The organism is Williamsia herbipolensis (assembly GCF_000964005.1).
GTDB classification, from domain to species: domain Bacteria; phylum Actinomycetota; class Actinomycetes; order Mycobacteriales; family Mycobacteriaceae; genus Williamsia_A; species Williamsia_A herbipolensis.
In genome coordinates this window covers 66,294-87,275 of the sequence record NZ_JXYP01000035.1, presented here as the reverse complement: position 1 = coordinate 87,275, position 20,982 = coordinate 66,294, and the positions used below count along the sequence as shown (strand labels likewise).

Here is a 20,982-nt window from a genome sequence, read left to right as displayed (position 1 = left end):
CGCGTTCAGTGCGTGGGGCGGTCGGTGTCGTCGCGCGTCACCAGTGGCGCGATCGCGTCCAGCGACGTCGGCGTCGCGTAGTAGTAGCCCTGCGCGAAGTCGCAGTCGACGCCGCTCACCTTGGCGGCCTGGCTCGAGGTCTCGACACCCTCGGCCACCACCCGCATCCCGGTGGTGTGCGCCATCGCGACGATGCTCGAGAGGATCGCGCGGGCCTCGACGCTCTCGTCGAGGGCGTCGACGAACGGCTTGGCCGTCTTGAGGATGCTGATCGGCAGACGGTAGAGCTGGTTCAACGACGACGCGCCGGTGCCGAAGTCGTCGATCGCGACCTGGATGCCGAGTTCGCGGATCGCGGCGAGGGTGACCGGCGCGCGCGAATCGCCCTCGGCGAGTGCACTCTCGGTGATCTCCACGCAGAGTCGCCCCGGATCCATGCCCGACTCCTCGATGGCGGCGGTGAGCCGCGACAGCAACCGGCGGTCGGTGAGCTCGCGGCGGGACATGTTGACGCACAGGGTGAGTCCCGAGGTCCACGGGGCGGCGGTGAACTCGGTGGTGGCCGTGCGCACCACGTGGTCGCCGATCAGGTCGATGAGGTCGGTCATCTCGGCGATGGGGATGAACTCGGTGGGGGAGACGCGGCCCAGTGTCGGGTGGTCCCAGCGCAACAGGGCCTCGACCGCCACGACCCGGTGGTCGCCGGTCGCCACGATCGGCTGGTACTCCATGAACAGTCCGCGCGCCCCCGAGTGCAGGGCTTCACGAAGATCCTGTTCGATCGACTGGCGGCGCTGCAGGCCCTCGCGCTGCTCGACCCGGAAGTGCACATACGGTGTGCGGGAGCTGGATTCGAGCTTGGCCTGGTAGAGGGCGATGTCGGCGTCGCGGAGCAGGTCGGTCGGCGACCGTCCGTCGCCCAGGCCCGCGACGGCCACGCCGATGCTGATGGTGAGCCGTTCGCTGCGTGTCCCCAACGCGATCGCGGCGCCCATCGCGGCGTGCACCGCCTGGCTCTGTGCCTCGATGCGGTCGGCGAAGTCGTCCGACAGCGGTGTGACGATGACGAACTCGTCGCCCCCGATCCGGCCGATCGCACTGCCGGCCGGGGTGATCGCGTCGAGTCGCCGCGCGATGGTCTGCAGCACCTCGTCGCCGACAGAGTGCCCCAGGGAGTCGTTGACGAGCTTGAAGTTGTCGAGGTCGAGGTAGTAGACCGCGACACGGTCGTCGGGCGCGGCCATGCCGTCGAGTTCCCGTGCGAGTCTGCGGAGTGTGCCGCCGCGGTTCAGCAGTCCCGTGAGGTGGTCGTGGTTGGCCTCCCACGCGAGTTGTGAGGTGCGCTCGTGTCGATCGGTGATGTCGACGATCGACACCAGCGCCGCCGCCCCGTTCGCGTCGTCGTCGATGATGCGGGCGCTGCACGACAACCAGCGTCGGCCGTCGCGGGTCGTCAGCTTCGCGGTGCGGTCGGCCACCGGGAGTCCGGTGCGCAGGCACCCGGCGATCGGCGACTCGACATCGTCGGGGAAATCGAGTGCGAGCGAGTCGATGTCGACACCGGGCACCGCGGTGGGATGCAGTTCGAGCATGGCCACCGCCGCCGGGTTGGCCAGCTCGATGCGGCCTCCCTCGCGCACCACGATGACCGCCTGGTGCAGCGACATGAGGATCGCCCCGAGCCGCTCGATGAGCGGGCGGCGGGTCGCGGCGCAGACGAGCAGGTAGCCGTCGCCCATCGCCGTCGCCGACACCCGCGTGAGCAGCGACCGGCCGTTGTCGTACCGGTGGTGCAGTTCGTCGACCACGCCGCCCATCGCGACGATCGCGCTCGGGTCGGTGCCGGCGCCGACGACCGTCCGCAGCGAGCGGCCGATCGCGTCGAGCGCACTGAGGCCGTACATCCGTGACGCGCCGCGGTTCCACGACCGCACGTGCAGATCGCGGTCGACCGACACCACCGCATCGCTGACGTGGTCGATCAGGGCGGCCTGGTGGCGCAACGCGGTCTCGGCGGCCCGGATGGCGGCGACGTCGCGCAGGATCACCTGGTAGGCGGGGGCGTCTTCCCAGATGGTCCGGACCGAGGTGACCTCCATCGGCCGCGTCTCCCCGGTGGCGTTGCGCATCAACACCTCTTCGGGCATGGTCGCCGCGCCCGGCTCGTCGCCCATGTCGGTGAAGCGCTCGAGCATGCGCGGCAACGAGTCGGGATGGACGAAATCGGTGATCGGCAGACCGAGCAGGTCCTCGCGGGTCTCGACGCGACCGAAGCGCACCGCGGCGGAGTTCACGTACACCACGAGACCGTTCTGGTGGACCACGATGGGGTCCGGACTGAGCTCGAGCAGCAACCGGTAGCGCTCGGCGACCGGTGAGACGGCCGACGGTGTCATCGGGGCCGCGGCGGGTGCCACGACGTCACCGAGAACGGCCCCCGGGACGTCGTCGACGACACCGCTGGCCACCTCCCCGTCCGACGTTCCCCCGACTGGCACGACCACTCCCGATTCCTCGTCTGCGGCCGACTCGTCGCGAACCGACGACCCCATTCTCCCGCACATCGTTAGCGCATGTGCCAGGTGAGGCGGAAGTGCATCCGCGAGGTCTGTGAAATCTCACGGACTCGCCATTCGGGACGAAAGTACGGGATCGTGGGAAGTGCCGTCTGACCTGGGCGGATTCACGATATGCGACTGCTTATCGTGCCAAACGACAAGGAGTTCACCATGACAAAGAACTTGCACTCTCGCGTGTCCGGTGTCGGCGCGGTCACCGGCTATGGATGGGGTCGTGAACGCCTGTGGGAGGGGCTGGCGTCGGGCAAACCGGCGGCGGGTCTCCACGCGGGCTTCGGGTCGACCCCCGACGAGGCGGGCTGGATCGTGACGGTGCCCGACGGCGGCGAGCCCACCGACGGTGCGACACGTTTCGCGCGGGCGATGCGGTGGGCGGCCCGTGAGGCGATCGAGGACGCGCTGGCGCACGGGTGGACGCCCGGACGTCGCGTCGGACTGGTCCACGCGACCGTCATGAACGACACCGCCATGCACCCGATGTTCTCGTGCACGCCAGGTGCGTTCAGCCCGCGCCAGTACGTGGCCGTCACCCCCTCGACGCCCATCACCCTGCTGATGCGCGAGTACGGGTTCCACGGACCGGCGATCAGCGTGTCGGCGATGTGCACCTCGGGGTCGGCGGCGGTCATCACCGCCAAGACGTGGCTCGACGCCGGCATGGTCGACGACGTCGTCGTGGTCGCGACCGACCTCTCGGCCACGCCGGAGATCGTCAACATGTTCATGCGCCTCGGGGTCGCCATCACCGATGACGAGCCGCTCTCGGCGTGCCGCCCGTTCCAGGAGGGCAGCCGCGGGTTCACCTTCGGCGAGGCCGCCGTCGGGTATGTGATGACCAACCGGCGCGACGTCGACGGATACGCCGACGTCCTGGGCGGCGCGATGGCGCACGACGGTTTCCACCCGACGTCGATCGACCCCGAGCTCACACACGTGCTCGGGTGCATCGACGAGGCCCTGGAGAACTCCGGCGTGTCCGGTGGCGACATCGCGTTCCTCAACGCCCACGGACCCGGCACCGCGCAGTGCGATGCCGCCGAGGGCGTGATCGCGACGACGCGCGTACCCGACGCGGGGGTGTTCTCGGTCAAGCCGCTGGCCGGTCACTGCCAGGCCGCGGCGGGCGCGGTCGAGCTGGCCGCCTCGCTACTCGGGTTCACCCACGGCGAGGTGCCCGCGACACCGCAGGTGTCCCCCGCGGCGATCGGGAACCTGCTCGACGGCCTCACCTCTGCCGAGCCGGGGCTCACCCTCAAGACGTCGCTGGGCATGGGTGGTTACACCTCGGCGCTGGTGGTGTCTCCCGTGTGACCGCTCACCCGAACACTCCGGGGGTGTTCGGCTGATCGGGAGCGGCCCACGCATGCGGCCGCCCCCGGATGGTCGCTTGGTCGACGCCCCTGGGGTCTGGGGTCCATCTCTGCTACAACTAGAACAGGTTCTAGTTGGAGAAGAGGTGTTCGCCCCGTGGACTTCACCGTCGATTCCACCGCGACCGCGGTGGGCGATGTGGTGTCGGACCTGCTGCGCCGTCACACGCCGGTCTGGGACGCCGAGTTCGTCGACCCCGGCGGATTCGACACCGACCTGTACGCGTCGGTGCACCGCGCCGGCCTTCTCGCCCTCGCGCTGCCCACCGACCACGGTGGCGACGACGTCGGTCTGATCGGCCTGCACCCGTTGCTCCGCGCGCTGGGCACCGCGGCCGCGGTGACACCGACCCTCGGGACCGTGGTCGCCGGCGCGGTCGCGACGGGCCCGGGGGCCGCGTCGGTCGTGGCGGGCATCGTCGAGGGCGGCGGTCACGTCGCGGTCGCGGTGTCCGAGCCGGGTTCGCCGCTCACCACCACCCCGCAGACGTCGCTGTCGAACGGTCGTCTGCGCGGCACCAAGACCGCGGTCTTGCACGCCCAGGGCAGCGCGGCCCTGCTCGTCACCACCGACTCCGGTGCGGTCCTCGTCGACACCGACGCACCCGGGGTCACCCTGACCGCGACGCCCTCGTCGACGGGGTGGGGCGAGTACACCGTGCGCTTCGACGACGTCGCCGTCCCCGACGACCGCGTGGTGGCCCGCGACGCCCGCGTGGTCCGCGACGCCCACCGCTTCGCGCTGTCGGCCTACGCCGACGGCGTGCTCGCCGGCGCGCTGCGCATCACCGCCGACCACGTCACGAACCGCGTGCAGTTCGGCAAGCCGATCGCGACGTTCCAGGCGGTCACCCAACAGCTCGCCGACATCTACGTCATCGGGCGCTCGATGAACCTCGCCGTCACCTCCGCGGTCTGGCGGATGTCGGAGGGCCTCGACGCCGACCGCGACCTGTCGATCGCCGCCTACTGGCTCGCCGCGGAGATGCCGTCGACGCTGCGGACCATGACCCACCTGCACGGGGGTGTCGGTGTCGACATCACCTACCCGCTGCATCGCTACGCCTCCATCGTCAAGGACCTCGCACGGCTCGTCGGCGGCCCCACCGCACGGCTCGACGAGCTTGCGGAGTCGTCAATGCTCGCAGCCGAGCTCGCGCAGTCGGTGGAAGAGGGGATCTGACGTGTTCATCGACCTGACACCCGAACAGAAGGCGCTCAAAGCCGAGCTGCGCGAGTACTTCTCGTCGCTCATCTCGCCCGAGGACGCGGCGACCATGCGCACCGAACGCCACGGGCCCACCTACCGGAAGGTGATCCGGCAGATGGGCTCCGACGGCTGGCTCGGTGTGGGCTGGCCGACGGAATACGGCGGCAAGGGTTTCGGCGAGATAGAGCAGCAGATCTTCGTCAACGAGGCCGCTCGCGCCGACGTCCCGCTGCCCGCGGTGACGTTGCAGACCGTGGGTCCCACCCTGCAGGTCCACGGCACAGAGGAGCAGAAGGCGCGATTCCTGCCCGCGATCCTCGCCGGGGAGGTGCATTTCGCCATCGGCTACAGCGAGCCGGGCGCGGGCACCGATCTGGCGTCGCTGACGACCGCCGCGGTCCGCGATGGCGACGAGTACGTGGTGAACGGCCAGAAGCTCTGGACCACAGGCGGTCACGACGCCGACTACGTGTGGCTCGCGGTGCGAACCGACAAGAACGTGGCCAAGCACAAGGGCATCTCGATCCTCATCGTCGACACCCGCGACCCGGGTTACAGCTTCACCCCGATCATCACCGCCGATCGCGCCCACCACGTCAACGCCACCTACTACTCCGACGTCCGCGTCCCGGCGAGCATGCTCGTCGGTGAGGAGAACGGTGGCTGGAAGTTGTTGACCACGCAGCTCAACCACGAACGGGTGATGCTCGGCCCGGCCGGTCGGATGGACGGCCTGCTGGCGCGGATCACCGCGTGGTCGCACCGGCCGGCCGCCGACGGCGCCGTCCCGGCGAAGAACCCGGACGTGCGGCGCGCACTGGCCGAGATCGCCGCCTACACCCGCATCAACGAGCTGCTCAACTGGCAGATCGCGTCGTCGGGTGACGAGTCCATCTCGATGGCCGACGCCGCCGCGACGAAGGTCTTCGCCACCGAACGGGTGCAGCGGATCGGGCGGTTGATCGACGAGATCGTCGGTCGCTACGGCGATCTCACCGATCCGGCCACCGCGGAACTGCTCGACTGGTTCGACGCGCAGGCCAAGCGCAACGTCGTGATCACCTTCGGCGGTGGGGTGAACGAGGTGATGCGCGACATGATCGCGACCGCGGGCCTCGGTCTGCCGCGAGCAGCGCGGTAGCCGCCCGTGACCCTCGAAGACACCATCCGCGACGCCACCGACACCGTGCGCGCCGCGGGGTCGAGCGCGCCCGTTCTCGGCCGCGATCCGATCAACACACCGATGATCGCGAACTGGGTCGAGGCCATCGGCGACGCCAACCCGATCCACACCGACGACGCCGCGGCCCGCGCCGCCGGGTGGGACGGCGTCGTCGCCCCACCCGCGATGGCCCAGGTGTGGACGATGCGGGGACTGCACGGAGCGCGTCCGGCCGACGACCCGCTCTCGGCGGTGTCGCAGATCTTCGACGACGCCGGTTACACCTCGGTGGTCGCGACCAACTGCGACTCGACCTATCACCGCTACACGCGTCCCGGTGAGGAGGTGGCGATCTCCTCGGCGTTGACCGACGTGGTCGGACCGAAGCAGACCGGGCTGGGTGAGGGCTGGTTCTTCACCACCCACAGCGTGTGGACGGTCGGTGACGAGGTGGTCGCCGAGATGGACTTCCGGATCCTCAAGTTCCGGCCCGTCGACCGGCAGACGTCGGACTCCTCGTCCCCGGTCACCTCGTCGGTGGGGGCCGACACGGCCGATCTCGACGCCGCGACGATGATGCGCCCCAGCGCCTCCCGCGACACCGCGTTCTTCTGGGACGGGGTGGCACGTCACGAACTGCGGATCCAGCGGTTGCCCGTCGGCGCACTGACCCACCCCCCGGTTCCCGCGCTGTGGAAGGACCACACCGAGCCGACCGACTATCAGGTCGCGGCGGGCACCGGCACCGTCTACAGCTTCGTGGTGCACCACGCGCCGCGGGTTCCCGGACGCGCGCTGCCGTTCGTCATCGCGCTCGTCGAACTCGACGAGGGGGTGCGTATGCTCGGCCAACTGCGCGGCGTCGACCCGTCCGAGGTCGCCATCGGGATGGCCGTGACCGTCGAGTTCCTCGACGTCCCCGCGCAGGCCGGTGGGGCCGACGACTCTCCCTGGAGTCTCTACGCCTGGCGACCCCTCGACCCCCAGGAGCGATCATGACCGCCCCGACCGTCCCCGCCCACCCGCCGACGGTGGGTGTCGGTGACACGTTGCCGCCGTTGACGATCGAGGCCACCCCGACGTTCATCGTCTCCACGGCGCTGGCGACGCGTGACTTCCAGGACGTCCACCACGACAGGGATCTCGCCCACGCCAAGGGGTCGAAGGACATCTTCGTCAACATCCTCACCGACACCGGCCTCGTCGGCCGCTACGTCGCCGCGTGGGCCGGGCAACGGGCGCAGATCCGGTCGATCACCCTGCGTCTGGGTGTGCCCTGGTACGCCTACGACACCCTCACCTTCTCCGGCACCGTCACCGCGCTCGACGCGGGAACGGCCACGGTGGACGTCGTGGGGACCAACTCGCTGGGCAAGCACGTGACCTCCCGGGTGACCGTGGCGCTCGATCACACTGCCGGGGAGGGTCGTTCGTGACGAGCACGCTGTCCGGTGCGGCCGCCATCGTCGGCATCGGCGCCACCGACTTCTCCAAGGACTCCGGTCGCAGTGAGCTGAGGTTGGCCGCCGAGGCCGTGCGGGCCGCGGTCGCCGATGCCGGCCTGTCGCCGTCCGACGTCGACGGCCTGGTCTCGTTCACTATGGACACCAACACCGAGATCGCCGTGGCCCGCGCCGCCGGCATCGGAGAGCTGACCTACTTCTCGCGCATCCACTACGGCGGTGGCGCAGCATGTTCCACCGTCCAGCAGGCTGCGATGGCGGTGGCCACCGGTGTCGCCGACGTCGTCGTCGCCTACCGCGCCTTCAACGAGCGCTCGGGTATGCGCTTCGGGCAGGTCAACGCCGGTCTCGCCGCCCAGGACAACTCCTCGGGCACCGACAACGCCTTCAGCTACCCGCACGGACTGTCGACGCCCGCGGCGTTCGTGGCGATGGTCGCCCAGCGATACATGCACGAATACGGGGCCACCAGTGCTGATTTCGGTGCCGTGGCGGTGGTCGACCGCAAGCACGCCGCGGTGAACCCGAACGCCTTCTTCCACGGCAAACCGATCACCATCGACGACCACCAGAACTCCCGCTACATCGCCGAGCCGCTGCACCTGCTCGACTGCTGTCAGGAGTCCGACGGCGGTGTCGCGCTGGTGATCGTCTCCGCCGAGCGGGCGAAGGACATGCCGCACACCCCGGCCGTCATCGCCGGTGCCGCCTCGGGCAGCGGTACCGACCAATACATCATGACGAGCTACTACCGTGACGATCTGGCCGGCCTGCCCGAGATGGGACTCGTCGGTCGACAGCTGTGGGAGCAGTCGGGTCTGGGCCCCGGTGACATGGACGCGGCCATCCTCTACGACCACTTCACCCCGTACACGTTGATGCAGCTCGAGGAGCTCGGGTTCTGCGGGCGTGGCGAGGCCAAGGATTTCGTACGTGTCCCCGGGGCGCTGGAGGTGGGTGGCGCGCTGCCGCTCAACACCCACGGCGGTCAGCTCGGCGAGGCCTACATCCACGGCATGAACGGCATCGCCGAGGGCGTCCGGCAGCTGCGGGGCGACTCGGTCAATCAGGTCGACGGCGCGGCACGCGTCGTCGTGACGGCGGGGACCGGTGTTCCCACGAGCGGATTGGTGCTGACCCGATGACAGATCCCACCTCGACCGACTTCAACCTGGGCGACATCTTCGAGACGATCGCCGACGCGGTACCCGACCGCATCGCGATCGGCTACGAGGGCGTCGACGTGAGCTACCGCGAACTCGACGAACGGTCGAACGCGATGGGTCACCTGTTGCGCGACCACGGGATCGGTGCCGGAGATCACGTGGCGCTGTACCTGAAGAACAGTCTCGAGCACGTGTACGCGATCGTGGCCCTGCTGAAGATCGGCGCCACGGCGATCAACATCAACTACCGCTACACCGCGACCGAGCTCACCTACATCCTCGACAACTCCGACGCCGTCGCGGTCCTCGTCGAGCTGCCCGAACACCAACGCACCCTGGCCGGGGTGTTACCGCAGACGTCGGTGCAGACGGTGCTCGTGATCGGCGAAGTCGCGCCCGAACTGTCTGCTGCACAGGGTGACCGGGTGTCGGTCGGATCCGTCGACCTGAGCGCGCACAGCACGGCGCGCGATTTCCCGACCCGCTCGGGGGATCAGCACTACATCCTCTACACCGGCGGCACCACCGGCTACCCGAAAGGCGTGGTGTGGCGCCACGACGACTTCTTCCACAAGCCGCTCTCGGGTGGGAACCCCTATGGCCCGGAGCCGTTGGCCGACCATGCCGCGATCGCCCACAACGCGAGCACCTTCGCGCCGATCTCGTTCCTGCTGGCCGCGCCTCTGATGCACGGTGCCGCCATCTATTCGCTGTTCATGTTCTTCATCAACGGCGGGCGCCTCGTCCTGCAACGTGATTTCGTGCCCTCGGCCGTCCTCGACTCGATCGAGCACCACGGTGTGCAGATCGTGCTGATCGTCGGAGACGGCATGGGTGCGCCGCTGGTGGAGGAGATGGAACATCGTGCTGCGCAGGGCACGTTGGACGTGAGCGGCCTGCTGTCGGTGACCAACGGCGGGGCCATCTGGTCGAGTGCGGTGCGCGAGCGGATGCGGGCGGTCAAACCCGACCTGTGGTTCCGTGACAACTTCGGTGCCTCGGAGACCGGCAACGACGGCGAGCTGATCATGGGGGAGGACGGGCTGCTGCGGTCGACCTCGAACCCGGCGTTGACCGTGCTCGACGAGACGCTCGCACCGATCGAGCCCGGATCCGATGAGATCGGCTACATCGCCCGCGTCGGCCGCGTTCCGGTCGGTTATCACAAGGACCCCGAGAAGTCGGCCCGCACGTTCGTCACGTTGCCCGACGGGCGTCGTGCGGCGATCCTCGGCGACATGGGTCGTCTCGACGCCGACGGCGGCGTCGTGTTCCTCGGCCGCGGCTCGGGATGCATCAACACCGGTGGCGAGAAGGTGTTCGCCGAGGAGGTCGAGGCCGCGGTGCAGGCGCATCCGGCGGTGCACGACGTCCTCGTCGTCGGGGTTCCCGACGAGCGCTTCGGACAGCGGGTCGCCGCGGTGGTGTCGGTGGTGGAGGGGTCGCCGACGCCGACACTCGCCGACGTCCAGACCGTCTGCCGCGAGCACATCGCGGGCTACAAGATCCCGCGGGCGCTCACCGTCGTCGATGCCGTGAAGAGGTCGCCCGCGGGCAAGGCCGACTACAAGTGGGCGTCGTCCGCTGCTCTGGGGTCGACGGCCGGGAAATCGGTTGCGGCACCGAAAGCCGCCTCGGTCTAGGGGACCGGGTCGGTCTCACGATCGGCGGGCGCCGAGACGACCGTCGTTCCGGTGGCCTTCTCGTCCAGTCGGTTCGGCGCCCAGAAACCCAGCGCGATCGAGCCGACGATCACCAACGAGCCCAGCACGATGTAGGCCTGGTTCGACGGGTCGAGGAACGCCCGCTGCGCGCCGTCGAAGATGTCGGCTCCGAGACGACCGGGGATGTTCTGGCCGATCTGTTCCGACACCGCGCGGGCCTCGGCCAGTGACCGACCGATGGTGTCGCGCACGGTGTCGCTCTGGCCGACCAGCATCTGACCACGCGCCGCGTCCCCGCCCGCGGTGACCTGGGCACCGAGCGCACGCAACTGGTCGCGCGCGGCGTCGGCGGTGGGCCCGATGCGCGCGGTGTAGCCGGCGGCGACGATGCTGCCCGCCAGTGCCATCCCGATGGCGGCACCGAGCTCGCGCGCGGTGTCGTTGACGGCCGAACCGACGCCCTGGTTCTCCACCGGGGTCGACACCATGATCGCGGTGGTGGCCGGGGCGGTGGCGATACCGAGTCCGAAGGCCATGACCGACAACAGGATCGCGATGGTCGAGTACTCGGTGTAGGTCAGCGCGCCGAGCAGCACGATGCCGATGCCGAAGATGCACATCCCGGGTGCCAGCACCGCGCGGAAGTTGAACCGGACCGCGAGCCAGTTGCCCAGCAGCGACATCACCATCACGACGACCACGAGGGGGAACATCGCCACGGCCGATTTCAGGGGCGAGTAGCCCATCACCAGTTGCAGGCGCTGCAGGATGAGAAAGAACGTCCCGAACGAGCCGAGGAACTGCAACGCGATCGCGAACGCGCCCGAGCCGAATGCACGACGGCGGAACAGCCGGACGTCGAGGAGCGGATGGTCGCGTCGGGTCTCGAGCCGGACGAACAACGCGGCCAGGCCGAGCCCCGCGATGAGGGCGACCAGCACCAGTGGGTCGTCCCATCCGCGCACGGGGCCCTCGATGAGCCCGAACACGAACGCGGCGATGGCGACGGCGGATGTCATCGACCCCGGCAGATCGAACGGCGGTGGGTTGCTGTCGCGCGACGTCCCGATGGTGAGGGAGAGCGCCACGATGAGCACCGACGCGCCGGCGAAGGTGATGAAGATGGAGTGCCAGCTGAAGAACTCGAGCAGGATGCCGGTGACGAAGAACCCGCCGATGGCCCCGGCGCCGGCCACACCGGCCCAGATGCTCACGGCGATCGGTCGTTTCGACTCGGGTACCCCGGAGGTGATGAGCGACAGTGTCGCCGGCATGACCAGCGCGGCGCCCGCCCCGGCGAGGCAGCGGGTGGCGATGATGAGGTTCGGGTCACCGAGGAACACCGGCAGCACCGACGCCACCCCGAAGACGACCATGCCGCCGATGAGCATCCCGCGTCGTCCGAATCGGTCGCCGAGTGCGCCGGCCGGCAGCAGCAGCGCCGCCAGCGTGAGGGTGTAGCCGTCGACCAGCCAGGTGATCTGAGCGGAGTCGGCGGAGATGTCCGGCGCGATCTCGGCGAGCGCGGTGTTCAGTGCGGCCATCGCCGCGACGACCGCGGAGAGAGCGGCGCACGCGACGACGATCAGCCAGACGTCGCGCGCGGTCAGCGCATCGCGGCGGCTGCCGGCGTCGACAGACCCGGTGCGGTCGGTCATGTCCACGACCCCGACGTCGCACGGAACTCGGCGGTGTTGCGCAATCGTGACGTCGCGATGCGGCGTCGTTTCGCGGCCACAAGTGTTACTTCTGTCACTCTTTTCACACGAGCACCACACAGCTCGCTCAGCCGGGTCATTGCTGCCCCGGGGTGAAAGGAACCGATCCCATGTCCGTCACCATGCACAATCGTCATCACTCACCCGCATCCATCCGCCTGTGGCGCGTCGTCGCGATGATCGCGCCGCTCGTCGCACTCGTCATCGGCATGCTGCTCGTGGTCGGCTCGATGGGCTGACCCCCGCTCGACCCCCTGAGGTCGTCGAGATTTTTGAGACTAACAGTCTTGTGTAGTCTCGTCCTCGATTCGCCCACAGTGGAGGTGATGTCCCGGTGCGTCGTCGCGACCCCCGCCCGGCACAGTCGCGCGCGAAACTGATCGATGCCGCCGCAGACCTCCTCCGCGACGCGGGGCCGTCCGCGGTCACCGTCGACGCGGTCGTGGCCGCCGCGGACGTCTCGCGAGCCACCTTCTACCGCCACTTCGCCGGCACCGCCGAACTCGTCGCCGCCGCCTTCCACGTCGTCATCCCACCCGCGCCCGTGCCGCCGGAATCCGGTTCGGTGCGCGAACAACTGCTGGCCCTCACGTTGAGTCAGGCACGCCTGATCGCCGCGGTGCCGGCGACCACCACCTTCCTCGCCTGGCTCTCCCTCGGTGCCGACCTCGGCGCCGGTTTCCGGGCCGGCGGTCCCGACGAGCTCGTCGAACAGCGCACCCTCCGTGAACGCGTCGCCGAGCAGTACCTCCGCCCGTTCGACGAGGTGCTCGGCACTCCCGAGGCCGTGGCCCAGCTCGGCCACGTCGATCGCATCACCGCGATGGCCCTGCTCGTGGGGCCGTTGGCGATGGGCCGCCTGAGCACCCTGACGACCTTCGACTACGAGGCCGTCGCCCGTGCTGCGGTCGACGGGTTCTGGGCTGCGCGCACGCACCGCGACCGGTGATCCTGAGAATCCGGGCCGGGAATCCCCGCGAGGCAACAGAGTGTGCTTAGGTCGATTCACGATCTCTAAAACCAGGGGACGCGTACTTCGTCGGGGCCGCGTGTCGGTCGTCAGCTGTGAACCAAAGGACTCGTTCATGTTCGATCGCACATTCCTCACCTCTGCCATTGCCCGCAGTTCCGAGAACTCCGTCGATCGCCGCCGCTTCATGCGCGCGGCCGGCCTGACCGGACTCGGCGCCGGTGCCGCGATGGTCGCGGGCACGGGAATCGCTGCGGCCGACAACAGCCCGTCGATCCCGCCGGGCGTGGGCAACCTGATCCCCTCACCGGCCGCTCCGATCACCGACGGCGCGATCCTCAACTTCGCCCTCAACCTCGAGTACCTCGAGGCCGAGTTCTATCAGCGCGCGGTGAACGGTGTCGGCCTGCCGAACAACCTGCTCGGCGGCAAGGGCCGCCTGGGCGGAGTGAAGGGCGGCCGCAAGGTGACCTTCACCTCGCCGGCTGTGCGCGCCTACGCCCAGGAGATCGCCGCCGACGAACTCGCGCACGTCGCGTTCCTCCGCAAGGCACTCGGTGGCGCCGCGGTGGCCCGCCCGGCCATCGATCTCGACGCGAGCTTCACCGCTGCGGCCAAGGCGGCCGGTCTGATCAGCGGCAACCAGACGTTCGACGTCTTCGCCAACGAGGACAATTTCCTCCTCGGCGCCTTCATCTTCGAGGACGTGGGCGTCACGGCCTACAAGGGTGCTGCTCCGCTGGTGCAGAACAAGACCTATCTCGACGCCGCCGCCGGCATCCTCGCCGTCGAGGCGTACCACGCGGGCATCGTCCGATCGAGCCTGTACAACAAGGGACTCGTCAAGGAGGCGAACGCGATCTCCGACGCCCGCGACAGCCTCGACGGTTCGTCCGATCTCGACCAGGGCATCACCAAGGGCGGCGCGGCCAACCTGGTGCCGACCGACGGCAACGCGATCGCGTTCGGACGCACGCCTTTCCAGGTCCTCAACATCGTGTACCTCAACCCGAAGCCGGTCACCCGTGGCGGCTTCTACCCCGCGGGTGTGAACGGCGCGCTCAACATCAGCGGCTAGACACCGTTCGTCACCGCCGCCGCTCGAGGACCACGTTTCCCAGTACGGGGGCGTCGTCCCGGTCGGCGGCGGTCGCGGTGGCGAGAATCTGGGTGCCGGTGTCCCACACCGATATCCGGAACGTCTCGCCGGGGAAGAAGACACCGGCGAACTTCGCGCCGAACGAACCGACCGCGTCGGTGTCGCCCCCGAGGACCTCGTCGACCAGCGCCCGGCACACCGTTCCGTAACTGCACAGCCCGTGCAGGATCGGGGCGGGAAAGCCCGCCCCGGCGGCGAACGCGGGATCGGAGTGCAGGGGATTGCGGTCGCCGCAGAGCCGGTACAGCAATGCCTGATCGGGTCGCGTCGGCACCGTCAGCACGCTGTCGGGTGCGCGGTCGGGGTACTCGACGCGGTCCGACGTGCCGCGCTCGCCGCCGAACCCGCCCTCACCCTTGGCGAAGATGGACGACCGCGCGCTCCACAGCAGTTCGCCGTCGCTGCCGAAGGTCTGCGACTCGGTGAACACCACCGCCGCCGACCCCTTGTCCTGGACCTCGGCGAGGCGGGAACGGGTCGTCGCCTTGCCGCTCGCCGGGATCGGTCGATGCATCGTGACCTGCTGGCTGCCGTGGACCACCTTGGCGAGGTCGATCTCGATGCCGGGAAACGACACCGTCGGCGCCGCCGTCGCGTGGAAGTTCTCGGCGACGGTCGCGAACGTCGGCAGTACCGCCGGGGCGGTGTCGTCGACGTAGCGCAGTCCGCGGGTGTCCAACGGATCGGCCGCCGCACCCACGCCGAGGTTGTAGAGCGCGACATCCGATGCGCTCCACTCGAACGACGTCTCGCCGAGATCGGCACCGACGGCGACGGACGGATCGATCGGCATCAGGCGGCCTGCTGCGCGGCGATGTCCATGGCGGCGAGATAGCCGAACACCATGGCCGGGCCGATCGTGGCGCCCGGGCCGGCGTAGGTGTGACCCATCACCGGGCTGCTGGTGTTGCCCGCGGCGTAGAGGCCGTCGATGACCGAACCGTCCTCGCGCAGAGCGCGTCCGGCGACATCGGTGTTGATACCGCCCTTGGTGCCGAGGTCGCCGGGGTACATCTTCACCGCGTAGAACGGGGCCTTCGTCAGCTCACCGAGACTCGGGTTGGGCTTGTTGGTGATGTCGCCGTAGTAGTGGTCGTAGCGGCTGACGCCGCGTCCGAAGTCGTCGTCGGACCCGCTGCGCGCGAACCCGTTGAAGCGTTCGGCGGTCGCGACGAGGGCATCGGCGGGCACCTCCATCTTCTCGGCCAGACTCTCCAGTGACTCGGCCTTCAGGACAGCGCCGGACTTGAACCACTTGCCGGGCAATGGCTGTCGGCCCGACACCGAGGCGAACATGTAGCGGTCGCGGTAGGTCTGGTCGAACACGAGCCATGCCGGGATGTTCTCCCCGGGACCCTCGCCCTGTCCGTACTCGCCGCCGAACATCTGGTGCACGGCCTCGACGTAGGGCAGCGACTCGTTCATGAACCGCTTGCCGCGGGTGTTGACCATGAACGAACACGGCAGCGAGCGCTCGGCCAGGGCGAACCACGGGCCACGGGGCAGCATGATCGTCGGACCCCACCAGGAGTCCTCCATGAAGCTCACCGCGGCACCGATCTTGATGCCCGCGTTGATGCCGTCGCCGGTGTTGCTCGGCGCGCCGGTGGTCCACTCGGTGCCGATCGGCTCGCGCTGGTATTTCTTGCGCATCTCCTCGTTGTGCTCGAAACCGCCGCAGGCGAGGATGACGCCCTTGCGCGCGCGGATCGTCGTCGGTGTCCCGTCGGCGTCGACGGTCACCCCGACGACCCGACCGTTCTCGGTGACCAGATCGGTGAGACCGGTGTTGAGCAGCAGTGGCACACCGAGTTTGCGGACGCCGAGCAGCAGTTCGCCCATCAGGGCGGCACCCATGCCGATGAGGTGTTTGCGGGTGACGCGACCCCAGATCATGCGCAGACCCACCTGCATGATCTTCAGCGGTCCGCGCCAGTGGCGCAGTCCGGTCGAGAGCCAGCGGTAGTCCGACTGCTTCACCACGACGCCGAGTGGGGCCTTCGTGTACTGCGGGTGGAGGTTCGCGTAATCGGCGCCCAGCTTCTTGGCGTTGAACGGTCGCGGCTCGCAGGAGCGTCCGCCGACTCGGCCGCCGGGGGCCTCGGGGTAATAGTCGGAGTAGTTCTTCACCCACTCGAGATCGAGCGGGGCGTGCTCGGAGAGGAAGTCGAGGACCTTCGGGCCGTTGTCGATGTAGGCGTCGATGCGCTCGGGGGCGACCACATCGCCGACGATCGACCGGACATAGGTGCGCGCGGCCTCGGGATCGTCCTTCACCCCGTCACGCTCGAGGACGGAGTTGTTCGGGATCCACACGCCGCCGCCCGAACGGGACGTCGACCCACCCCAGTACGCGGACTTCTCGATGATGACGGTCTTCAGGCCCTGCGACGCCGCGGTGATCGCGGCGCTCATCCCTGCCCCACCCGCGCCCACGACGACGACGTCGTATTCCGCTTCGAGGTGGTCTCTGCTGGTCATGGCCGGCCCTTTCGCCTGTCTCGGGGGCGGTGTCCAGGGGACACCGGCCTCCCGCAAATCTAGAACACGTTATAGAATTGGTCTCCGTGCAGGCTATACCAGGTCGACGATGGTTCACCACCGACGTTTGTCGGCGAAACGGCAACACGTTCCTACGAAAGAGGGCGCAGACGTGACGGTTCCCGACGACGTGCGCGATCACATCGCGCACACCCTCGCCGACGCCGAGGCCCGTGCGCAGGCCATCGAGCCGCCGACCGCGTCGCATCCCGACCTCGACGTCGTCGACGCCTACGAGATCCAGCTGCGCAACATCGCCCGACGGGTGGCCGGTGGCGCCCGCGTGGTGGGCCACAAGGTGGGCCTGGCGTCGGAGGCGATGCAGCAGATGATGGGCGTCGACGAGCCCGACTACGGCCACCTCCTCGACACGATGGGATACCGCCAGGACGCGCCCATCGATGCCCGCCGCTTCTGCTTCCCCCGTGTGGAGGTCGAGGTCGGGTTCATCCTGGGTAGGGACCTCCCCGGCGCGGGGTGCACCAATGACGACGTGATCGATGCGGTCGAGTGGGTGGTGCCCGCGATCGAGCTCATCGATTCCCGGATCCGCGACTGGCGGATCACCCTGTGCGACACGATCGCCGACAACGCGTCGTCGTGTGGCTGGATCCTGGGTGACGAGCGAGTCGCGATCGCCGACATCGACACCGGCGACATCGACGCCGAACTCACCCGCAACGGCGAGGTCATCGCGAAGGGCAATTCGTCGGCGGTGCTCGGCCACCCGCTCAACGCGGTGTCGTGGCTGGCGCGCAAGGTCGACGGTTTCGGGGTGCGGCTGCGGGCGGGCGACGTGATCCTGCCCGGCACGGCGACGCGCGCGATCGATGTGCGGCCCGGCGATCGGTTCCGCGCCGAATTCGTCGGCCTGGGTTCGGTGACCGCAGATTTTTCGAACGAGAACTGAGGAGACGACGTGACAGCCAAGGTCACCGCCGCGATCATCGGATCGGGCAACATCGGGACCGATCTGATGTACAAACTCGAACGCTCCGAGGTGATCTCGCCGCGCTGGATGGTCGGGATCGACTCCGATTCCGAGGGCATGAAACGGGCCGCCGACCACGGGTTGATCACGATGTCCGGTGGAGCCGAGGAGTTGTTGGGTTCAACGGAGATGCCGGACCTGATCTTCGAGGCGACCTCGGCGTACGTCCATCGCGAGTTCGCCCCGCGATACGAGGCGGCAGGCATCACCGCGATCGACCTCACCCCCGCCGCAGTCGGACCTGCGGTGGTGCCGCCGGCGAACCTGCGTGAGCACCTCGACAAGCCGAACACCAACATGATCACCTGCGGTGGTCAGGCGACGATCCCGATGGTGCACGCGGTGTCGTCGGTGGTGCCGGTGGCCTACGCCGAGATCGTGGCCTCGGTGGCGTCGGTGTCGGCCGGCCCGGGTACCCGGGCGAACATCGACGAGTTCACCAAGACCACCTCGCGGGGGATCGAGACGATCGGTGGCGCGACGCGGGGCAAGGCGATCATCATCCTCAACCCCGCCGATCCGCCGATGATCATGCGCGACACCATCTTCTGTGCGATACCGGAGGATGCGGACACCGACACGATCGCCGAGTCGATCCACCGCCGCGAGAAAGAGATCCAGTCCTACGTGCCGGGATACCGGCTGCTGCAGGACCCGCAGTTCGATCCGCCGAGCGCCATCAACGGTGGCATGGCCCGGGTGTCGATCTTCGTGGAGGTCGAAGGCGCCGGCGATTTTCTGCCGCCCTATGCGGGCAACCTCGACATCATGACCGCCGCCGCCACCAAGGTCGGCGAAGAATTGGCCAAGCAGAAGCTGGGGATCTGACATGACCGCGGTCGCGTACTCCGACACCCTCGACATCCGGGTCACCGACTCGTCGCTGCGTGACGGCAGCCACCACATGCGCCACCAGTTCACCGAACAGAACGTGCGCGACATCGTCGGTGCCCTCGACGGTGCCGGGGTACCCGTCATCGAGGTCACCCACGGCGACGGTCTCGGCGGGTCGTCGTTCAACTACGGGTTCTCGAAAACGCCCGAGCAGCAGCTGATCCGCGCCGCGGTCGAGACCGCGCAGAACGCGAAGATCGCGTTCCTCATGTTGCCGGGCCTCGGTGTGAAGGACGACATCCGCGCCGCGCAGGACAACGGCGCGCAGATCTGTCGTATCGCCACCCACTGCACCGAGGCCGACGTCTCCATCCAGCATTTCGGTCTCGCGCGTGAACTCGGACTCGAGACGGTCGGGTTCCTCATGATGAGCCACAGCCAGCCGCCCGAGGTGCTCGCCGCCCAGGCCCGCATCCAGGTCGACGCCGGCTGCCAGTGCGTCTACGTCGTCGACTCCGCCGGTGCCCTGGTGCTCGAGCAGGTGTCGGATCGGGTGTCGGCGTTGGTCGCCGAGCTCGGCGACGACGCGCAGGTCGGGTTCCACGGTCACGAGAACCTCGACATCGCCGTGGCGAACTCGATCGCGGCCGTGCGGGCCGGTGCCCGACAGATCGACGGGTCGGTGCGGCGTTTCGGAGCCGGTGCCGGCAACACCCCGGTCGAGGCGTTCGTCGGCGTGTGCGACAAGCTCGGCATCCGGACCGGCATCGACTTCATGAAGATCGCCGACGCGGCACAGGATGTCGTCGCGCCGATCATGCCCAGCGAGTGCCTCGTCGACCGCGCCGCGATGATGATGGGCTACGCCGGCTGTTACAGCTCGTTCCTCAAACACGCCGAGGGTCACGCCGCCAAGTACGACGTCTCGGTCGCCGAGATCCTCCTCGAGGCCGGTGCCCGCAAACTCGTCGGCGGCCAGGAGGACCAACTCATCGACATCGCCCTCGAACTCCGCAAGAAACAGGACGCCAACGCCGGAGTGTGAACGCGGGCCGTCTCGGCGAACGCGAGGGTCGGGGCGCCCGCGTTCGCCGACTCCGCACGCGTTACGCGGCCATCAGGTCGAGTCGGATGAGCCACTCGCGGATCATCGGTACCAACCGACCCGACACGAGGTCACTCCAGGTCCATCGGATGACCATGATCCCGAGTCGGCGTAGTGCGTCCTCTCGGAGCTTTTCTCGCTTCATCGCGTCGAACGGCGTCTCGCCGGGTCGCAGATACTTCTGATACTTGACGTCACCGTCGAATTCGCCGACCAACCGGCCCGACCAGTCGAAGTCGGTGCGCGCGATGACATTCCCGTCTGCGTCTCGGAACTCGTGTTGCAGGCGCGGTGTCGGGAGGCCGGCCTCGATCATCTGAGCGCGGCTCCACGATTCCCCGGGATTCTCCGCCTTGCCGTCGGCGAGTGAGAACGCGCGGCGCGCCGGTCCGACTCCGCGGCGGGTTGCCGCGAGACCGTCGGCCATCGCCGCGCGGTCGGCGCCGAGGCGAAGTGCGGAATCGAAGACGGACAGCGCCGCGGCGAACCCGCCACGTGCCGTACGGGCGGCGTCGACCGCCGTCCGTTCCAGCGAGGTGACGCGCACCCCGTCGATGGTCGTGACCTCGCCGTCGGCGAGTGAACCCACGTGATCCTGCCGGATCGACGTCCGCCAGCCACCCGTGAGGCGCCCGTTCGTCGTGTGGATCCGTTGCAGATCCGGCCTCAGCAGTGACAGTCCGTGCACCGTGGCCGCAGACTGGTGGCTCAGAACCGTACGGTCGCCCGAGATCTCGGCCGACGCGACCGCGGCCAGCCGGTGAACGTCCTCGGGTGATCGCGGAGCGGGGGCGACGTACACGCCTCGCTGCACGCGACACAGACGACCGTCGCGCAGCTCGCGTCTGATCTCGTCGTCGGTGAACCCCGCTGCCAAGGCGATCTCTCGGTGGACGAGTCCGTGACGATCGGTCGGGAAGGTGATCATCCTGTTCTGACTGACGCCGTGACCGTCCGGTTCCAGGCGCGACGAACGCGGGCCGATCCGTGTAACGCCGGTGCCGTGGCACCCGCGTTCCCCGATTCGACCCGCGTTTCCTCAGATCGCAG

Annotated in this window: 18 protein-coding genes; 13 read left to right on the top strand and 5 right to left on the bottom strand. The window is 68.7% G+C overall.

From position 1 onward, the window contains the following. Window positions 1–5: 5 nt before the first annotated feature. Window positions 6–2,498, bottom strand: a complete 2,493-nt coding sequence (locus tag TU34_RS18325) for a sensor domain-containing protein (RefSeq protein WP_160298552.1) — start codon at window positions 2,496–2,498, stop codon at window positions 6–8. Window positions 2,499–2,729: 231 nt separating this feature from the next. Between TU34_RS18325 and TU34_RS18320 the strand changes: the two genes are divergently transcribed. The 7 genes from TU34_RS18320 to TU34_RS18290 all read left to right on the top strand — a co-directional run bounded on the left by TU34_RS18320 (window position 2,730) and on the right by TU34_RS18290 (window position 10,593). After that, window positions 2,730–3,890, top strand: a complete 1,161-nt coding sequence (locus tag TU34_RS18320; protein WP_045824367.1) for a beta-ketoacyl synthase N-terminal-like domain-containing protein — start codon at window positions 2,730–2,732, stop codon at window positions 3,888–3,890. 156 nt (window positions 3,891–4,046) lie between these two features. Further along, entirely contained in the window at window positions 4,047–5,132 is a 1,086-nt protein-coding gene (locus tag TU34_RS18315) for an acyl-CoA dehydrogenase family protein (RefSeq protein WP_045824340.1), read from the top strand. Between the two features lies 1 nt (window position 5,133). Beyond that, window positions 5,134–6,300, top strand: a complete 1,167-nt coding sequence (locus TU34_RS18310; protein WP_045824339.1) for an acyl-CoA dehydrogenase family protein — start codon at window positions 5,134–5,136, stop codon at window positions 6,298–6,300. A 6-nt stretch (window positions 6,301–6,306) separates the two neighbouring features. Then, window positions 6,307–7,320: a bifunctional MaoC family dehydratase N-terminal/OB-fold nucleic acid binding domain-containing protein gene (locus TU34_RS18305; protein WP_045824338.1), complete on the top strand. Its 1,014-nt coding sequence runs from the start codon at window positions 6,307–6,309 to the stop codon at window positions 7,318–7,320. After that, the gene (locus tag TU34_RS18300) at window positions 7,317–7,757 is read left to right on the top strand and encodes a MaoC family dehydratase (protein WP_045824337.1); all 441 of its coding nucleotides are present in this window, start codon (window positions 7,317–7,319) and stop codon (window positions 7,755–7,757) included. Before TU34_RS18305 ends, TU34_RS18300 begins: the two co-directional genes overlap by 4 nt. After that, entirely contained in the window at window positions 7,754–8,929 is a 1,176-nt protein-coding gene (locus tag TU34_RS18295; RefSeq protein WP_045824336.1) for a lipid-transfer protein, read from the top strand. The genes TU34_RS18300 and TU34_RS18295 overlap by 4 nt, the downstream gene beginning before the upstream one ends. Beyond that, window positions 8,926–10,593: an AMP-binding protein gene (locus TU34_RS18290; RefSeq protein ID WP_045824335.1), complete on the top strand. Its 1,668-nt coding sequence runs from the start codon at window positions 8,926–8,928 to the stop codon at window positions 10,591–10,593. Before TU34_RS18295 ends, TU34_RS18290 begins: the two co-directional genes overlap by 4 nt. Here the strand turns inward: TU34_RS18290 and TU34_RS18285 are convergent. After that, entirely contained in the window at window positions 10,590–12,272 is a 1,683-nt protein-coding gene (locus TU34_RS18285; protein ID WP_045824366.1) for an MFS transporter, read from the bottom strand. The two genes, TU34_RS18290 and TU34_RS18285, sit on opposite strands and share 4 nt — an antisense overlap. Before the next feature lie 170 nt (window positions 12,273–12,442). Here TU34_RS18285 and TU34_RS24520 point away from each other — a divergent pair, with 170 nt between their 5' ends. The 3 genes from TU34_RS24520 to TU34_RS18275 all read left to right on the top strand — a co-directional run bounded on the left by TU34_RS24520 (window position 12,443) and on the right by TU34_RS18275 (window position 14,380). Continuing rightward, window positions 12,443–12,571, top strand: coding sequence for a hypothetical protein (locus TU34_RS24520; protein WP_268810425.1), 129 nt, complete (start codon window positions 12,443–12,445; stop codon window positions 12,569–12,571). Between the two features lie 95 nt (window positions 12,572–12,666). After that, complete coding sequence (locus TU34_RS18280) at window positions 12,667–13,281, top strand: TetR family transcriptional regulator (protein ID WP_045824334.1); 615 nt, start codon at window positions 12,667–12,669, stop codon at window positions 13,279–13,281. Between the two features lie 136 nt (window positions 13,282–13,417). After that, window positions 13,418–14,380, top strand: a complete 963-nt coding sequence (locus TU34_RS18275; RefSeq protein WP_045824333.1) for a ferritin-like domain-containing protein — start codon at window positions 13,418–13,420, stop codon at window positions 14,378–14,380. A gap of 10 nt (window positions 14,381–14,390) precedes the next feature. Here the strand turns inward: TU34_RS18275 and TU34_RS18270 are convergent, their stop codons facing one another. Next, window positions 14,391–15,254, bottom strand: a complete 864-nt coding sequence (locus tag TU34_RS18270) for a MaoC/PaaZ C-terminal domain-containing protein (protein WP_045824332.1) — start codon at window positions 15,252–15,254, stop codon at window positions 14,391–14,393. Further along, window positions 15,254–16,942: a 3-oxosteroid 1-dehydrogenase gene (gene kstD, locus TU34_RS18265; RefSeq protein ID WP_045824331.1), complete on the bottom strand. Its 1,689-nt coding sequence runs from the start codon at window positions 16,940–16,942 to the stop codon at window positions 15,254–15,256. Before kstD ends, TU34_RS18270 begins: the two co-directional genes overlap by 1 nt. Window positions 16,943–17,114: 172 nt before the next feature. Here kstD and TU34_RS18260 point away from each other — a divergent pair, with 172 nt between their 5' ends. Genes TU34_RS18260 through dmpG form a run of 3 tightly spaced genes read left to right on the top strand, consistent with a single transcriptional unit; the run spans window position 17,115 to window position 19,872 of the window. Next, window positions 17,115–17,912 carry a 2-keto-4-pentenoate hydratase gene (locus TU34_RS18260; protein ID WP_045824330.1) on the top strand — a complete coding sequence of 266 codons (798 nt, stop codon included), beginning with the start codon at window positions 17,115–17,117 and terminating at the stop codon, window positions 17,910–17,912. 9 nt (window positions 17,913–17,921) lie between these two features. Further along, on the top strand, window positions 17,922–18,821 hold the full coding sequence (locus TU34_RS18255; RefSeq protein ID WP_045824329.1) for an acetaldehyde dehydrogenase (acetylating): 900 nt from the start codon (window positions 17,922–17,924) through the stop codon (window positions 18,819–18,821). A gap of 1 nt (window position 18,822) precedes the next feature. Next, entirely contained in the window at window positions 18,823–19,872 is a 1,050-nt protein-coding gene (gene dmpG, locus TU34_RS18250; RefSeq protein ID WP_045824328.1) for a 4-hydroxy-2-oxovalerate aldolase, read from the top strand. Between the two features lie 61 nt (window positions 19,873–19,933). Here dmpG and TU34_RS18245 read toward each other — a convergent pair whose 3' ends face one another. After that, the gene (locus TU34_RS18245) at window positions 19,934–20,860 is read right to left on the bottom strand and encodes a type IV toxin-antitoxin system AbiEi family antitoxin domain-containing protein (protein ID WP_045824327.1); all 927 of its coding nucleotides are present in this window, start codon (window positions 20,858–20,860) and stop codon (window positions 19,934–19,936) included. Window positions 20,861–20,982 lie beyond the last annotated feature (122 nt).

Bases quoted from the DNA above. Each gene is read 5' to 3' on its own strand.
- TU34_RS18320 (WP_045824367.1), top strand. From the start codon at position 2,730: ATGACAAAGAACTTGCACTCTCGCGTGTCCGGTGTCGGCGCGGTCACC.
- TU34_RS18300 (WP_045824337.1), top strand. From the start codon at position 7,317: ATGACCGCCCCGACCGTCCCCGCCCACCCGCCGACGGTGGGTGTCGGT.
- TU34_RS18290 (WP_045824335.1), top strand. From the start codon at position 8,926: ATGACAGATCCCACCTCGACCGACTTCAACCTGGGCGACATCTTCGAG.
- TU34_RS18285 (WP_045824366.1), bottom strand. From the start codon at position 12,272: ATGACCGACCGCACCGGGTCTGTCGACGCCGGCAGCCGCCGCGATGCG.
- TU34_RS24520 (WP_268810425.1), top strand. From the start codon at position 12,443: ATGTCCGTCACCATGCACAATCGTCATCACTCACCCGCATCCATCCGC.
- TU34_RS18275 (WP_045824333.1), top strand. From the start codon at position 13,418: ATGTTCGATCGCACATTCCTCACCTCTGCCATTGCCCGCAGTTCCGAG.
- TU34_RS18270 (WP_045824332.1), bottom strand. From the start codon at position 15,254: ATGCCGATCGATCCGTCCGTCGCCGTCGGTGCCGATCTCGGCGAGACG.
- kstD (WP_045824331.1), bottom strand. From the start codon at position 16,942: ATGACCAGCAGAGACCACCTCGAAGCGGAATACGACGTCGTCGTCGTG.
- dmpG (WP_045824328.1), top strand. From the start codon at position 18,823: ATGACCGCGGTCGCGTACTCCGACACCCTCGACATCCGGGTCACCGAC.
- TU34_RS18245 (WP_045824327.1), bottom strand. From the start codon at position 20,860: ATGATCACCTTCCCGACCGATCGTCACGGACTCGTCCACCGAGAGATC.